This window comes from Ectobacillus funiculus, from assembly GCF_004138295.1.
GTDB lineage: Bacteria > Bacillota > Bacilli > Bacillales > Bacillaceae_G > Ectobacillus > Ectobacillus funiculus.
Map to the genome: position 1 here is coordinate 141977 of NZ_SCFM01000016.1, position 15832 is coordinate 157808.

Annotated in this window: 12 protein-coding genes and 1 pseudogene; 2 read left to right on the forward strand and 11 right to left on the reverse strand. The window is 40.1% G+C overall.

Annotated elements, in window-relative coordinates:
* Positions 1-173 precede the first annotated feature (173 nt).
* The 8 genes from EP737_RS12815 to EP737_RS12850 form a co-directional block, all read right to left on the reverse strand.
* A complete protein-coding gene (locus EP737_RS12815) occupies positions 174-482 on the reverse strand; it encodes a nucleotidyltransferase domain-containing protein (RefSeq protein ID WP_129728362.1) in 309 nt (102 codons plus the stop codon).
* A complete protein-coding gene (locus tag EP737_RS12820) occupies positions 479-880 on the reverse strand; it encodes a nucleotidyltransferase substrate binding protein (RefSeq protein ID WP_129728363.1) in 402 nt (133 codons plus the stop codon). Before EP737_RS12820 ends, EP737_RS12815 begins: the two co-directional genes overlap by 4 nt.
* Positions 881-1547: 667 nt before the next feature.
* Positions 1548-3569, reverse strand: coding sequence for a YhgE/Pip domain-containing protein (locus tag EP737_RS12825; protein WP_129728364.1), 2022 nt, complete (start codon positions 3567-3569; stop codon positions 1548-1550).
* Between the two features lie 414 nt (positions 3570-3983).
* A complete protein-coding gene (locus EP737_RS12830) occupies positions 3984-5699 on the reverse strand; it encodes an IS200/IS605 family accessory protein TnpB-related protein (RefSeq protein WP_129728365.1) in 1716 nt (571 codons plus the stop codon).
* 417 nt (positions 5700-6116) lie between these two features.
* On the reverse strand, positions 6117-7067 hold the full coding sequence (locus EP737_RS12835) for a TRM11 family SAM-dependent methyltransferase (protein ID WP_129728380.1): 951 nt from the start codon (positions 7065-7067) through the stop codon (positions 6117-6119).
* Positions 7068-7332: 265 nt separating this feature from the next.
* Positions 7333-7533 (reverse strand): cold-shock protein, encoded by a 201-nt coding sequence (locus EP737_RS12840; protein ID WP_129728366.1) that lies wholly within the window; start codon positions 7531-7533, stop codon positions 7333-7335.
* A 416-nt stretch (positions 7534-7949) separates the two neighbouring features.
* The gene (locus tag EP737_RS12845; protein ID WP_129728367.1) at positions 7950-8891 is read right to left on the reverse strand and encodes an aldo/keto reductase; all 942 of its coding nucleotides are present in this window, start codon (positions 8889-8891) and stop codon (positions 7950-7952) included.
* Positions 8892-8910: 19 nt separating this feature from the next.
* Entirely contained in the window at positions 8911-9906 is a 996-nt protein-coding gene (locus tag EP737_RS12850; RefSeq protein ID WP_129728368.1) for a Gfo/Idh/MocA family protein, read from the reverse strand.
* A 123-nt stretch (positions 9907-10029) separates the two neighbouring features.
* On the opposite strand from EP737_RS12850, the gene EP737_RS12855 reads away from it, so the two are divergent.
* Both EP737_RS12855 and EP737_RS25590 read left to right on the forward strand, forming a co-directional pair.
* Entirely contained in the window at positions 10030-10878 is an 849-nt protein-coding gene (locus EP737_RS12855; protein WP_129728369.1) for an AraC family transcriptional regulator, read from the forward strand.
* A 403-nt stretch (positions 10879-11281) separates the two neighbouring features.
* The gene (locus EP737_RS25590; protein WP_165350779.1) at positions 11282-11446 is read left to right on the forward strand and encodes a hypothetical protein; all 165 of its coding nucleotides are present in this window, start codon (positions 11282-11284) and stop codon (positions 11444-11446) included.
* A gap of 399 nt (positions 11447-11845) precedes the next feature.
* Here EP737_RS25590 and EP737_RS12860 read toward each other — a convergent pair whose 3' ends face one another.
* The 3 genes and pseudogenes from EP737_RS12860 to EP737_RS12870 all read right to left on the reverse strand — a co-directional run.
* The gene (locus EP737_RS12860; RefSeq protein WP_129728370.1) at positions 11846-13348 is read right to left on the reverse strand and encodes a malate:quinone oxidoreductase; all 1503 of its coding nucleotides are present in this window, start codon (positions 13346-13348) and stop codon (positions 11846-11848) included.
* Between the two features lie 632 nt (positions 13349-13980).
* The gene (gene pckA / locus EP737_RS12865; RefSeq protein ID WP_129728371.1) at positions 13981-15570 is read right to left on the reverse strand and encodes a phosphoenolpyruvate carboxykinase (ATP); all 1590 of its coding nucleotides are present in this window, start codon (positions 15568-15570) and stop codon (positions 13981-13983) included.
* 61 nt (positions 15571-15631) lie between these two features.
* Positions 15632-15832, reverse strand: a pseudogene (locus EP737_RS12870) (type I glyceraldehyde-3-phosphate dehydrogenase); the annotation flags it as partial.

The window sequence follows — 15832 nt, forward strand, 5'->3', positions numbered from 1 at the left end:
TTAGGTTCATATTATGATTATACTGCGTCAACTGCCCAGAAGTGCAAAAGATTCTTGCAAACTTCCTTCCTTCGAGTGGTGCTTACATCAGGACAGGTTAACAGCTATCCAATAAGGGAAGTCATACTTCCTTTGTTACTTCTTCAATACGTCTAGAGGAAAGACACCATTAATTAGGATTGTGGAACTCGTTTAAATAAAAGCTGCCCTTTATGAATAATGTTATCCAACAATACAGGGTTGCTAAGGGTGTTGAGATGGACGATGTCAATTTTATGAAGAGTAAAGACTTCCTCCTGAACCTGTAGGGCTAGTAGATTGAACTCTTTATCAGAAATTCCAGTTGTTCTGATAGCAATATCATAATCAGATCGTTCGCTAGCAGTACCATTAGAGCGAGAGCCAAATAGATGTATTTCTTCTACACCTGGATATGAGGTAAGCAAAGAAATAACTTGTTGCAGTACGTTATCCTGTATCATATAGATTGTAACCTTTCTTTTAAGGAGTGAAATAATGCATCTAGAACGTGTACATGCTGCGTTGTAATGCGCTCACATACGAGGAAAGCCATCTGTTCATCGTATGTATGGGATGTCATGTTACGATCCGTAATCATACTAAGCCAATCGTCCGCACTGTTAATCAGGCCAACGCTGTAAGCTTCTTTAAATACAGTGCGTGGCGAATTCACTTCCGTAATGCCTTCATATTCTAAAAAAGATTTCATTAGCTTCCATGCCATTTCATATGTAAACTCGAAACGTTGAATGATTCCATCGAGTACAATAGATTGTTCTAGCGGAAGTTGGACAGCTTCTTGTAAACGATAAAGTGCCTTTTCGTAATTCTCTAGTTTATACCTTAGTTTTTCTGTCATTTTTTGCACCTCACCATCTCATTATGTTTCGCAATGTATTTTACTACAAGTGCCGAGTTCTAGAACAATCGGTGCTCACGCTCGCAAATTGTTATTGTAGGTAGATATATACAATTATACCACTTTGTTTTATTTTTATCACTTTAATTATGCGTTAAATTAATATTTAATGCGAAATTGGAAAGGATTGAGTTATAACCTCATGTCTATAATCTTTCCCTTCTCTTTTATCTCAAGTTAGAAAATATCCTGCTAAGGAATAAAGACATTCATACATTTCTTAATTATCTGTATATAGCACTGTGGAATTTTAAAATAACAGTTTAATGGATGAACCGTACCCGTAGTTCTTAAAGGAGTTTTCTATAGAAGTATTTTATTTATCTATATAAGTCCATTTTAATGTTTCGACATATTTAAGAGCCCAATTTGGTTTACCCCTGTTTTCGTAACCAATTTGGAAGTCGAACGACTATTACTAAATTGTAGTGAAAGCACGCTATCCTTTTTGTTGAAATCACTGATAAGGATAGCGTTTTTTATAAATACTCCTTAGATCCCTTCTCTTTTGCCGCGTAAAAAGATTCAATGTACAGGAGATTAAATGAAGTAATTGAGCATATCTCCCTGTATTCCCAGGACTTTTTACTTTATGAACCCCCATGTTTCAATCCAGTTTACTATCCCCCCTGTTTAGTACGACTTCCTGACTCAGAGATCGTTTTAGCAACAGAGCAATGCCAAAACAAATGATAATAAATACACTAAGGGCTAAAGCATTTTGTATCACGATTTCGGGGATCATACCGCCGACTGCCTCACGCAGCATACTCACCGCATGGGTGAATGGCATAAAGGGACTAATCTTCTGAAAGAAAGGAGATGTCATGCTAACCGGAAAAGTTGCTCCTGAGCTAGATATTTGAAGGACGAGGAAAATCAACGCCATACCATTCCCTATATTGCCAAATACCGAACGTAACGTATAAGTAATCACGACAAACACCATGCTAATAAAAACTGCGAGCAATACAAACCAGAGTTTATCCACGATATACACATGGAGTAAAAACAAATTCCCCAATGCTATAATAACTGCCTGGAAGACACCAACAGTAAGGAACGTCAAAAGCCTGCCAAAATAGATGTGATGATTTCTGTATACACGTTCTGAGTTCCGTACGTCTACGGGCAGAGAAGAAATTAAAATGGTTCCCCCAACCCATAATGCCAGCATCGTATATAGTGGCGTCATAGCTGCACCATAGTTTGGAATCGGGTATATTCGCTTTGTATGCAATGAGATGGGATTCGCTAAGAAACTGCTCTCTTTTTGTGGGTCGTGCATAAGGAAAGAAATAACATCACCTATGTTGACACTGCCCTGAAATTTGCGGATTTGATCTGCTGCGTTTCTGATCTTCTGTTCAAAACTAGGTAAGTCGTTTCGAGCAAAATCTGCGACCTTATGAACTGCGTCCTCAAATGCAGGAAGCTTTTCTTGAACCAAATCTGCCGCTTTTCTAATATCATCTTCAAGCTTAGGTAAATCATTTCGTACGAACGTAGCAGCCTGGTGGATTTTTTGTTCTACGGCTGGTAAATCATTTTCCACAAAGCTTGCTGCCGCGTTGATTCCTTTGACAACTTGATCTACCCTTTGTTGAAGGTCTGCACGGATTGTTCCTATCGTATCATGAATCTTTACAAGATCTTCTTGAAGACGCGCCAACTGTTCTTGATTTCCTGAGGTATCGGCTTGTGAATCATTAGTTGCTTTTGTATTCTCAATTGCTTGTTTTATATTTGCTTCAATAGCAGACAAGTTTGTCTCTATTTCTGTCATGATTGCTGTGGTACGCTGCATATCTGCCACTTTCCCTTGCAATTCTACAATTTTATTGCCTGCTTCTTGTACGAGTGGCAAGCTCGCTTCCACCTTTAGAATGCTGTCACCTGCTTTTTGAATGTCAGGTATTCTTTGTTTGAGTCCAATAATTTTTTGTGCTTTTTGCCGAATGTCCGGCAACTTTTGCTCCAATTCAATTGCTTTATTCCCCATTTCTTCAATCTGCGGCAATGCTTGTTCTAACTCCAAAATGCGTGTTTCTGCATTCTGAATAGATGGCAACTTTTGTTGAAGTTCTACACCGGCAGTATGAAATCCAGAAAAAATAGCATCACCAACAGTTTTGGTAAAAGCCTGACTAATTTGTGAGGTTATACTAGAGGCCCCTGAGCTTGCAATTTTTGGTGCAACAGCATTTATTTTTTCATTCACACCAAACTCAATGACGGGTTGTTGGGGATTTACTTCTAAAATACTAGTCAATTTCTTGGAGAAGTCTTTTGGAATCAACAAATATGCGTAATAGTCCCCATACTTCACCCCTCTCTCAGCCTCTTTACGACTGACAAAGACCCAACCAAGCTTAGGATTTTTTTTGAGGTTTTTAACAGTATCTTCTCCCACATTGATAGGCTTCCCTTGTACCTCTGCTCCTTCATCGTCATTACTGACAGCAACTCGAATACCAGCCGTATTGCTATATGGATCCCAAACGGCTTTAATATTAATCCATGCATAAGCAGAGGGGAGAAGCATAATTGCTGCGACTAATAACGCCAATTTAGGTGTTGTAAATACACTTTGTAAATCTGTTTTATAGATATACCAAATGCTTTTCATCTCTCTCCTCCTACCCTTGTTTTAAATAGCCTTCCTGTTGTCTTATCCCCCTTTATTCTTCTCTAAACACTTTCTCTATATTTATAAAGACGTGCAGGATTGAACTACTCCCACCTACTCGCTAACGCTCCTTGAGGTGGGGGATTCTGTATTTTCTTCCTAAGAAGCGAAATACAGAGCCGTTCAACAGGCTTCTCATAGGACAAATAGGGAGAGCTCACACTTCCTTGTACGTGACAAAGCCACCGAAGTAACCTTGTCTCATACAAGTAGTGATAGTTGCTTCTCTTTTTTCACCCTATACGTGTTGCAATGTTCTTGCACCAATGCACCCACCATTCTGGAGCTAGATCCTCTGGCCTTTGCGGCAAAATGATGGTGATGCAAGAACAGATGATGCCATTCCAAACGAAGTCAGGCTTCCCTTTCTTCTAACCAAATTTTTGGTACATACTTCTGCAAACTATCACGTTCTACTTGTGTCAGCCCATAATTACAAATCTCTTTATTGAATAATGGATAAGATTGGCCCGATACATGATAGAATACGTGCGGACGAAGCGCTTTGAATGCTTTTGTCAACACACTCCATTGTTTCCAGTGATGCTCCCCATCCTTGCGTTCTGTATAGATTCGCAACAGCTTTGGTACCTGCTCCTTCAGATTCATGCCGCGTCTGCCAATGACGTAGGACGCCGCTTGATGGATCGAAATATGCATCTGTTTCATATACTTCATCTTCCCGATCTGGCTTGTGAAGGCAGGATTCACCTCAAATACAGCGATTCCCATTTTGGCCGCTCGGCTGTGAATACCATCCTGCATCTTTTTATAGGCAAACAGGCTCATTCTTCGATTTTGCTTCCGATTGCGGTAACGTCCGGCAGACTTGGAGAGGGTTGTATCCAATGCTTCTAACACAATCGGCTTATTCCTTTGAACGGCGATGTCCACCAAACGAATCGCTTCTGCTTCTAGAATTTTGGTGATTTGTCCGCTTCGTTTTCCTGCTAAGGAGAAATAGAGACAAGAGGAGGAAAGTAATTGTCCTTGTCCATTCACGTTGGAGAAGGCAATATGATTGTAGTTGACGTCCACACCGATGACACCATCTGCTTTTGCGTGATTGAGATGAGGATGTTCTGGCTCTTCTACGATACATTTGATGATATAGTACGTACCATGGTCTTCGATGGACCAACCGATTGGCTTGCCATCCTTCTTTTTGTTCTGACAGGAAAGCTGCCTGGCGATGGATTCTTGCACCTGATCTTGTCCATAAGGAAAATACACATACGGAAGTACAAGTGCTCGCCCTGTTGTACTTCTGATATGTAGAGTTTGGCTTGGCGCATCATATTGGAACACAAAGTTCCCATACTTCGCATCCTTCCGTCCAGAAAGCGTCATCTTGGCGTTTCTTTTGTAACAGAATGCATGTCTCCACGCCACATAACTCTTTTGATCCTTACACATTGTATATTGCTTACGAAAGAAGGAACGAGAGCCGAACAAAACCGAAGGAATCTCTCGTCTTAGTTTCTCCTTTTTCTGCTCCTGCCGAAGGAGACGATGCCGGAGTTGTCCGATTCTTGCCTTGAGGCGTTTGATTTCTTTATCTAGATGTCGGTGTTCAAACAGGTAGGGGGAGAACCAAACCTGTGTCTCGTTCTTACGATGAAGCGCATATACCACACCGGAAGCTGTTTGATGCATCCGGTACCCCATTCTCTTATGCAATTTCGGTTTTCTATCCACAATGGATTGCTTCATGTTTCGCAATGCCGTCAGCTTGCTGCGTTCCTTTTTTAATTTCTTTTGAATCGATTTCATGACAATGTCTACCTGTTTGACATACAACGCTTGTAGTTCCTTTTGCGATGTCCGAAGGGCGTTTGCTTGTTGGACTGCGCTATTCGTATAGTAGTTATCCAGTTGAAATCGTTTCTTAATCGCAAGGTGAAGCGTGCCTTCATACGGCTTGTTCCCCGTGCGTAGATGTTTTGTTTGCCAAGCATAAGCCATGCGCACGGCTCTATTATAGAGACGGAGAGAATGAGAAAGTTCCTGATTCACATCGTGGGGGACCTTGTGTTTATAGATTCGATTGGAAAAATAACACTTCTTCATTCCTTCCTCCTCCCTTCTGGTTCATTTTGGTAATTATATATTACCAAAGGAACATATGTTTGTCTAGTGAGGTTTTCCTATTCAAACATGCTAGGCGAATCGCCTAGTCGACATTCATCCTCCACTTACCACTGGGCTACGCCCATCACGTGCTTGAAGTGGAGGTCTTCTGTCGGAAAATGATAAACTCTGCTATGTAAGCAAATGTTATTTCATCGTTGGCAGTATTATTAAATGCATAATCTAAACTCCCAAAGTTTTCTAGGCTATTTGAGTTTTTAAACAACAAAAAAATAAAAAAGCTCTTAGCATATTTAAAAATCCGCTAAGAACTATATATTCTAATTATGATTGGAATATAGCTCGGTACGAGTGTCCAAGCCTCAGTACGTTGGGGAGAATTGGTAATGAATCTTATTAAATCTTACCAGATGATTTTTCACAAACGATAATCTGCCGAGTGAATGTTCCCTTTTTTACAACACAGCGGTCTACGATTTCGAATCCAGCTTTTATTATTATGGAATCGATTGGTTCAAGTGTTACGATTACCACTTTATCCGTAAATCTCCAGGCACTTTCGAGCATTTCAAGTTGCTCCTCAGGTGTTATTACAGAAAATAAATTATAGGGCATATCAATAATTGCCACATCATAACTGCTAGAAATGCTTCGGATGTCCTTACGAGTCACTTCCCCTACTAAGCCAAAATGTGCTATATTCTCTCGTGCTCCAGGAAGTACTAAGGGATTGATATCACTACCGACAATGTCAATTCCCATCGACAATGCTTCGACTAATACTGTTCCAATTCCGCAGCAAGGATCAATTGCTTTTATTCCAGTTGGATCAGGAACAGCAATGTTAGCTACTGCTCTGGCCACACGTGTACTGAGTGATGTGGAATAACTATGCGGCTTTTTCTGATGGTGTAACCAGGCCGCCTTGTTCTTGTGATAATGACCAAATACCCATCGGCCATTTATCTTCATAATTCCAAATAACAATTCCGGATTCAATAGGTTTGGTTCACCAGGAATATGCAAGCCAATCTCCCGCTCAATCGTACGCCGTTGTTCAAAATCTACTTTCTCGGATTCAGCAAGATTCCCATTTTGAATGAAAATAACTTTAAATGTCGCTTCTATTATAGGTAGGTCTTGTACTTGCTTTATGATATCTTGTAAATGATAACCCTCGTAGATTACATCGATCCTTTCCCTTATAAATGGACTTCGGCTTGGATCAACTTTCAAGTTACTTTCCAATGTACTTGATTGTGAATCCTTCCCAAACAAAGAGCGCATCTCTAAAGCACACAAAGCGTCCTCTCCTTCTCGGTATGCATAATTATAAATATGTAACATTGGCTCCATCTTAATACCATCCACCCTATTCATTCATTAAAGTTGATATAGATAAAGTATATGTTTAAATCATCAACCGCTTTTTGTTAACGAAAACTCGCGCCGATTGGCGAGCCCTGCCTTTGAGCGAAGACAGAGGCGAAGTTGCACTTATACTTTGCTCCTAAAATTTCTCACTACGTCGAATTGTCTTCTGGTTAGAAATTTATACTTTCTTAAAGTGAAATAAAAAAGGACTCTAATATGATATAGAGCCCTTTCATCATTAAGCTTTCTTTACGTTAGTAGCTTGAAGTCCGCGTTGACCTTGTTCAGTGTCAAAAGTTACTTTTTGACCTTCATCTAAAGATTTAAACCCTTCGCCTTGGATAGCTGAGAAATGTACGAATACATCTTGTCCACCTTCAGTTTCGATGAAACCAAAACCTTTTTCTGCGTTAAACCACTTTACTGTACCTTGTTGCATGTGTATTTCCTCCTGTGTGGCTATAATCCACGATTTATTACTATAATTGCTCAATTAGATATCAAAGACGAAAAGTTTAAATACTTATTCTATCTCTACAGACCGAACAAAAATAATGCTTGTTCAGCATAACAGATAAACTTTAGAAAAGCAAATATTGTTGTTCTATAGAAAATTTATACGGCTAGTTTTCCATTAATAGGAAAACCGGCCGTATAAATCATAATTAAGAATCCTATAGTAAACGGTTTAACAATAAAAGCGTGAATTCGCATGTGAATTCACGCTAAAGTCTCATTGTGATTTACTTTTTTGCCCCCGAATCAGAACCCGTTAATATGATATAGAGCCCTTTCATCATTAAGCTTTTTTTACGTTAGTAACTTGAAGTTCCACGTTGACCTTGTTATGAGTGTTTATCTCACACTTATTTCAACGTGTTCCAACCATCTTAATTCCTCTTGCGTTAAAACAATTTTCGATCCTTCATAACAAGAGATCAACTCTACTTCATTTTGCGCACCGATAAGGGCACATGTCGGAAATGGTTGATTAAGAACATAGGCAAGGGCAATTTGAATTGTGCTGACACCTTTTTCTTTTGCCAATTGTTCAGCCCGGTGCAGACGTTCCCAGTTGTCATCACTGTAGAAAACGCGAACAAGATCTTCATTGCTGTGATCTTCCGGCGTGAAGTGACCTGTAAAGAAACCTCTTGCTTGGGAAGACCACGATAAAATGGGAAGCTGACATTCTTTATGCCACTCACAATCAGCACCATCAGCTGATACACAGCCTGCCCAAAATGGTTCATTCGCTTTGGCTAAGCTTAAATTTGGACTACTAAAAGTAAAGCCAACTAATCCATTAGCAGCCGCATATTCATTCGCTTCCTGCAACCGTTGAGTCGTCCAATTCGACCCGCCAATCGCCCTAAATCTTCCAGCGATAATATGTTCATTTAAGGCATTAATAATGATGCTAACCGGGACATTCTGGTCATCACGATGCAGCGCATATAAATCGATATAATCTGTTCCAAGTCTTTCTAAGCTCTGAAAAAGATCCCTTGAAATTGCTTCAGGATTTACGCGGGGTCCGTTCTGATCATGGTGAGCACCCTTCGTCAAAATGACGACGTCTTCACGATTGTTTCGGTCTTTCATCCATTGGCCAATTGCCAGTTCACTCTCTCCGCCACAGTAAATATGGGCAGTATCAATCGTATTCCCGCCTATTGCAACATAACGGTCCAGCACATTGCAAACTTTTTCATAAACGCTTGGCCTAAAATAATCAGAGCCTTGAATCAGAGTCGTTACTGGTTTTGATAAACCTGTAATCGTAATCGCTTTCATTACTTTGACCTCCAATTAATTAAATTTCAACACGGCGGTGTTCTCTAGCTGATGTTAAACAAGCATTCAAAACTTTCATATTTAGGACGGCATCGGTCGCTGGAAAAGGAAGTGGTTCTCCGTTCCGAATGCTTCTTCCTAATGCGTCCGCTTGCAGGGCATATTGGTTCAAGCGAGGGACTTCCACTTCTCTGCGTCCGTCCTCTGTATATACAAAAAAGTTATCTCGTTCATCCTGATTCACTACAAAAGCGCTAGGCACTTCAATTCGTCCTTCTGTCCCCAAAACTTCGAGCGTATTTCTGAAATCTGCCCACATTCCGCAATCAAAGGTTAAAGCCACACCGCGATTAAACTCCAAAATGCCAGAGGCCATCATATCTACATGATCATGCTCTTCAGAAAATAAAGCGTGAACAGTTGCAGCTTGCGGCTCTTCGTTTAACAACATGCGCGCTGCACTAATCGGATAAACACCAACATCATATAATGAGCCACCGCCCCACTCTTGTTGATAACGAACATTGCTCATGTCCTTTGAATTGTTAAAGGTAAATGTACTATGAATTCCGCGAAGCTCTCCTATTTCACCCGATTTAACAATGTCGCAAATTGTGGTATACCGTGGATGATACCGGTACATAAACGCTTCAGCAAATACAACGCCAGCGTTTTCGCAAGCCTCTACCATTTCTTGTGCTTCATCTGCATTGATTGCTAATGGCTTCTCGCATAATACATGTTTGCCGGCTTCTGCTGCACGAATAGCCCATTCTTTATGCAGATGGTTAGGCAGCGGAATGTAAACGGCTTCAATAGTAGGATCAGTAAGCAATGCTTCATAACTTCCATAAGCTATCGGTATATTCAATTGTTGAGCTGTTTGCTTGGCCTTGTCCAATCCGCGACTAGCAATCGCAGCGACTTCTCCTGTTTCAGATTGCTGGATTCCTGGTATAACTGAGCGTTTCGCAATTCCGGCGCACCCGATAATACCCCAACGAATTTTTTTCATTCCGTTCCTCTCCTCCATGTAAATAATACTATATTGTCATTATATTAAACTCATAATAAAATAAAAATAACATCTTTTTGCCCTACATATGAAACAATATTGCTATGGAAAGAGTGATAGCAAATGCAAAGACAATATTTATTACCCACACTTAATGATCATGAATATATGGTCCTCCCAGAATCAATCGGATGGTATTGGGATGAGCCCGAACATCAGGTAGACCGAAAAGTGGGAACGCTTAATAATTTTAGTATCCATTTTGTTGTCTCTGGATCTGGTTTTGTAGAAATTGACGGAAAACAATTTTCCTTGAAGGGCGGGGATGCTTTTCTGTATTTTCCTATGCAGGAACAGCGTTATTACAGCAGCCGTCATGACCCGTGGAATATTCGGTGGGTTCATTTTTATGGAAGTATCCTCAATCCATTTTTATCGGAAAAAGGGTTTCATCGACATTCGCTTTGGAATGTTCAACCTATTCAGCCATTAGAAGAAGCACATGAACAGCTTCTCCTTGAAGCAGAGAAGAATAGTTTTTTGCATTTGTCCCGTTTGTCCACTCTTACCTATACCTTCTTAATGGAGTTTATTACAAATGTAGTGCCTCGAACATCTGATCGAAGGCAGGAATTAGACGATCGAATTCAATCTTTGCTACCCTTAATGCAAAGTAAAGCTTGTGAACCATTTGAATTGGATTTCTGGGCAGAACAAGCAGGTGTGAGCACCTATTATTTTTGCCGCCTTTTTAAACGAGCTACACAAATGACGCCAATGGCGTTTATTACATTATGCCGGCTTCAAATGAGCAAGCAATGGCTGCTGGATAAGAAAGAAATGACCATTAAAGAAATTGCTCTAAAGGCGGGCTATCCGAGTATAAGTTATTTTAATAAACGTTTTTTAGAACACGAAGGAATGACGCCTACCAGTTACCGCCAGCTGTATCCTTTTAAAACACAGAAATAGGAAGGTACTTTGTTACCTCTTCTTATATATTAGTATCGATTTGATTAGTCTTTATACATGATCAAAAATCCAGATTTCCATTTATATGACTTATGATAAATAGCTTCAAGACAGTCCACCTTTCGAATTTTCCTCTGAATGTTAGACTGTCTTTTTTCATTTAATCCTTTCAAATCCTGAGCATTGTTCTAGTGAATCAGATCCACTTGCGATTTCGGTATATACGTTTGAATGTTACTGTCCCACACGATTCCGATGTTACCTCCTCTTTCAAGACCCTTAGGGCAACCACTCTAAAAGAACTTGAATTCCAAAGTTCGGCACCCTAGGAATTTCCTTTTCAAACGGATTTCGTTTACAATGATGTAAAAAGGGATGAACGCCCAAGAAATGAGGGATCCTCATGAGATGCGGATCAAAATGCTTTGTTGTTGAAATGGAGATAAAGGGAGAAAAGCAAATCAAGTCAGTCACCGCGAGAACATCTGTGGACGCAAGAAAAACCATTCGAGGAGAATATGGAGCAGGGGCTTATATCCTATCGGTTACAGAAGAGAAAAAGAAATAGTAATCCCAATCGATGTTAGCAGCACTATACAAAACAACTGTTTCTCTCTCTTTTCATAATCAGGATGTTTAGCTTTAGTGAACCTCTTGTTCAAATGAATGGGCTAAGCTCTCAGATTACAGTCGTTGTTATGACACTGGATACTGGTCATTTAATTTGCCCTAGAGGTGTTCTTGGTTATAATAGATGTTCTTGGTTATAATAACGGGTGTAATGATCTATGATTTCAAGTACAATGTTATATTTCACTGTTACTTGTGGCTGGATTCACCGCAGCCTCTCTAACTGCACAATTGAAAAAAGAACCTTCAATCCAAAGATAGATCAAAGGTTCTATGTTTTATTTTCAATGTCGCTTAAACGTTTCATTAAAATGCCTTTGTTTCTATATCCAAAGAATTAACTATAGGCTAATTCTTTTTCGTCTAGACCTAGCGTCTGTGCTGTTAAAGTATGAATTTCTTGGAAAAGCTCTGGGTTTTCCACTAGCGACACGCCAAAAGAAGGAATCATTTCTTTTATTTTTGGTTCCCACTCTTTCATATGTTGCGGGAAGCATTTTTCTAATACCTCAAGCATAACGTGAACGGCAGTAGAAGCACCTGGAGAAGCACCGAGTAATGCAGCTATCGAGCCATCAGCGGCACTAACAACTTCTGTACCAAATTGAAGTGTTCCTTTACCGCCGGCCTCAGTATCTTTGATAACTTGCACACGTTGGCCCGCTACCACTATATCCCAATCCTCGCTTTTGGCGTTCGGAATAAACTCGCGTAATTCTTCCATGCGATCTTCGTTGGATAACATAACTTGCTGAATCAGGTATTTTGTTAATGACATCTCTTTTGCGCCCGCCGCCAACATAGTGAAGACATTATTCGGTTTTACGGAATTTATCAAATCAAAATTGGAACCAGTTTTTAAGAACTTTGGTGAGAAGCCGGCAAACGGTCCAAACAGCAATGTTTTTTCGTTGTCCATATATCTTGTATCAAGATGCGGAACAGACATTGGAGGAGCACCAACCTTAGCTTTACCGTATACTTTTGCATGATGCTGTGCTGCAACTTCTGGATTATTACATACCATAAATAGTCCGCTTACTGGGAAGCCGCCAATATTTTTCGATTCAGGAATACCAGTTTTTTGTAGCAAAAGCAGACTTCCGCCCCCACCGCCGATAAAGACGAACTTTGCACTATGGTATTCAATTTTACCGCTATCGATATCATGCACTTTCACTTCCCAAGAGCCGTCGCTAGCACGTTTAATATCCTTAACACTATGCTTGTAGTTTACCTCGACGTTTTCACTCTTTAAGTGGTCAAACAACATACGTGTTAAGGCACCAAAGTTAATATCAGTTCCAGAATCGATTTTTGTTGCCGCTATCGGCTCATTCGATGTACGGCCTTCCATGATAAGCGGAATCCATTCCTTCAGCTTTTCTGGATCATTGGAAAATTCCATCCCTTGAAACAGCGGATTGTTTGACAGCATTTCAAAACGTTTTTTCAAAAACGATACATTTTTCCCCCCTTGTACTAAACTCATGTGAGGTATTGGCATGATAAAGTCCTGCGGATTACGAATCACATTGTTGTTTACAAGATAAGACCAAAACTGTCTTGAAAGCTGAAACTGTTCATTAATTTTTATAGCTTTGCTAATATCTATAGATCCGTCAGATTTTTCGGATGTATAGTTAAGCTCGCACAGTGCAGCATGGCCTGTACCCGCATTATTCCATTCGTTAGAGCTTTCTTCTCCTGCATTTGCGAGTTTCTCAAACACCTTGATTTCCCATTCCGGTGCTAATTCTTTTAGTAATGATCCCAAAGTCGCGCTCATGACTCCCGCACCAATTAAGATAACGTCTGTTTTTTTCTGTATGTTGCTCATGATAACCTTCCTTCATCCTCTATATTTGCAAAAAGAGTAAGCACTCCTGCTTAGTTGTTACAAACAGTAAGGCGCCGCCTAGGAACACATCTTTTCGATCTCAATTATAACTGCATCATAATCTATTATAATTATTTATAGATTAAAATATCTACTATTATCTGATAATTATAAACCATTTAAAGCCGGTAAAGAAGTGGGAAGTCTCTCCACAAAACCCTAGAAACACACAAAAACCAAGGCACTCAGCTTCTCACAAAGGTTAAGACTTTTGGTTTGCCCAATGTAATAATTGAATCTCTCTTTAGTATTATCCTTAGTATGATGTCAATTTCACTATCAATCCTTTGTTCGATGTTACCTTCTTTAATTGCTTTCTATTATTGATTTTTCTTGAAGATTCATATATATGTAACTTTTTAAGACCTTTTGTAATTTAAAGAAAACTCGCCGATTGGTGCCTCCTGCCCGTGGGCGAAGACAAAGGTGTAGTTGCTACAGTGTAACAAATACATTTGATTAATGTACTTTGCAACTAAAATAAGTAAGCAGTCTATATAGACTGCTTACAAAAAGTTCCTTGCTCTGTTTTCTTTTGCTTTATTGTATTAGCTTCGTCGCTTCCGTCCAGCTTATATGCTCAAAGGTCCGCCGAGCTCAACAATCTCTTCAGATACGCCTGTGAACTTTTTGAAGTTTTCTTTGAACTTGCTGGCAAGATCTAATGCCTTGGCCTTATAAGCTTCTTTGTCAGCCCAGGTTTGTTCTGGCATTAATACGCCATCAGGTACACCTGGAACATGGAGCGGAATTTCCAGACCGAAGATATCATCCTTTCCAGTTTCCACGTTGTCTAATTCACCGTTAAGTGCTGCTTTTACCATAGCGCGTGTGTAGGAAAGATTCATACGCTGACCTACGCCATATTCACCGCCGGTCCAGCCTGTGTTCACTAAGAATACGTTTGCATTGTGTTTTTCAATTTTTTCTCCGAGCATTTCTGCATAACGAGATGCGTTAAGCGGTAAAAACGGAGAACCAAAGCATGTTGAAAACGTGACTTGCGGAGAAGTAATCCCCCGCTCTGTTCCGGCTAGCTTACTCGTGTAACCGCTTAAGAAATGGTACATGGCTTGTTCTTTGGATAGCTTGCTGATTGGAGGCAATACGCCGAACGCATCAGCTGTTAAGAACACAATGGTATTGGGATGTCCGGCAACGCTTGGAAGCATAATATTATCGATTGCGTCAATGGGATACGCGGCACGTGTATTTTCAGTTAGCGATATATCGTCGTAGTTAGCAAGTCTAGTATTCTCGTCAATCTTCACATTTTCTAATACAGAACCGAATCGAATCGCATCAAAGATTTGCGGCTCCTTCTCGCGAGATAGATTCACACATTTTGCGTAGCAGCCGCCTTCAATATTAAACACACCGTCATCAGACCAGCCATGCTCGTCATCACCGATTAGCTGGCGGTCTGGATCTGCAGATAGCGTTGTCTTTCCTGTTCCGGATAAGCCAAAGAACAATGCTACATCGCCCTCTTCACCCACATTTGCAGAACAGTGCATGGATAAAATGTCTTGTTCTGGCAACAAGTAGTTCATCACAGAGAAAATGGATTTCTTCATTTCACCTGCATATTCAGTACCGCCGATCAGTACAATGCGCTTTTCAAACGAAACGATGATAAACGTTTCAGAATTTGTGCCGTCAAGAATTGGATCTGCTTTAAATGTCGGAGCAGATACGATTGTAAATTGTGCATCGTGTTTAGCGAGCTCCACCTCTGTCGGGCGAATAAACAATTGGTGGGCAAATAAGTTATGCCAAGCATATTCATTGATCACTTGAATAGAAAGACGGCAGCTGGGATCCGCTCCAGCAAAACCTTTAAATACGAAGAGTTCTTCTTTTTCTTGTAAGTATTCTAATACCTTTGTGTAGAGACGTTCAAAATGCTGTTGGGAAATCGGTTGGTTTACAGGGCCCCAATCGATTTTATCTGCAGTGGATGCTTCTTTTACAATGAATTTATCTTTAGGAGAACGACCTGTGTATGTACCGGTTGCAACAGAAACAGCACCAGTGGAAGTTAATGTTCCTTCTTCTCTCATTAATACTTTTTCTATTAGCTGCGAAACACTTAATTGAACCTGTGCATTGCTTCTATTTAATAATTCATGTAATTCTATTTGGGCAGTCACAGTACTCATATCTATACCATCCTTTATCTTTTTTATAAAAATTTCTATCAATAGTTATCGGGTCAACCCTTTAAATATGTTGCATATGTTTCCGGCCAGCCAACTCACCTGCTACTAGCTTTACAAGATCGACTACGCGGCAGGAGTAGCCCCACTCGTTATCGTACCAAGCAAGAACTTTGATCTTACGGGTTCCCATCACAATTGTTGATAAACCATCAATAATGGCTGAACTTGGATTTGTATTAAAATCTACAGACACAAGCGGTGC

What these genes read in the sequence shown, in the direction of transcription:
- EP737_RS12815 (WP_129728362.1), bottom strand. Translation starts at nt 482, where the DNA reads ATGATACAGGATAACGTACTGCAACAAGTTATTTCTTTGCTTACCTCA.
- EP737_RS12820 (WP_129728363.1), bottom strand. Translation starts at nt 880, where the DNA reads ATGACAGAAAAACTAAGGTATAAACTAGAGAATTACGAAAAGGCACTT.
- EP737_RS12825 (WP_129728364.1), bottom strand. Translation starts at nt 3,569, where the DNA reads ATGAAAAGCATTTGGTATATCTATAAAACAGATTTACAAAGTGTATTT.
- EP737_RS12830 (WP_129728365.1), bottom strand. Translation starts at nt 5,699, where the DNA reads ATGAAGAAGTGTTATTTTTCCAATCGAATCTATAAACACAAGGTCCCC.
- EP737_RS12835 (WP_129728380.1), bottom strand. Translation starts at nt 7,067, where the DNA reads ATGTTACATATTTATAATTATGCATACCGAGAAGGAGAGGACGCTTTG.
- EP737_RS12840 (WP_129728366.1), bottom strand. Translation starts at nt 7,533, where the DNA reads ATGCAACAAGGTACAGTAAAGTGGTTTAACGCAGAAAAAGGTTTTGGT.
- EP737_RS12845 (WP_129728367.1), bottom strand. Translation starts at nt 8,891, where the DNA reads ATGAAAGCGATTACGATTACAGGTTTATCAAAACCAGTAACGACTCTG.
- EP737_RS12850 (WP_129728368.1), bottom strand. Translation starts at nt 9,906, where the DNA reads ATGAAAAAAATTCGTTGGGGTATTATCGGGTGCGCCGGAATTGCGAAA.
- EP737_RS12855 (WP_129728369.1), top strand. Translation starts at nt 10,030, where the DNA reads ATGCAAAGACAATATTTATTACCCACACTTAATGATCATGAATATATG.
- EP737_RS25590 (WP_165350779.1), top strand. Translation starts at nt 11,282, where the DNA reads ATGAGATGCGGATCAAAATGCTTTGTTGTTGAAATGGAGATAAAGGGA.
- EP737_RS12860 (WP_129728370.1), bottom strand. Translation starts at nt 13,348, where the DNA reads ATGAGCAACATACAGAAAAAAACAGACGTTATCTTAATTGGTGCGGGA.
- pckA (WP_129728371.1), bottom strand. Translation starts at nt 15,570, where the DNA reads ATGAGTACTGTGACTGCCCAAATAGAATTACATGAATTATTAAATAGA.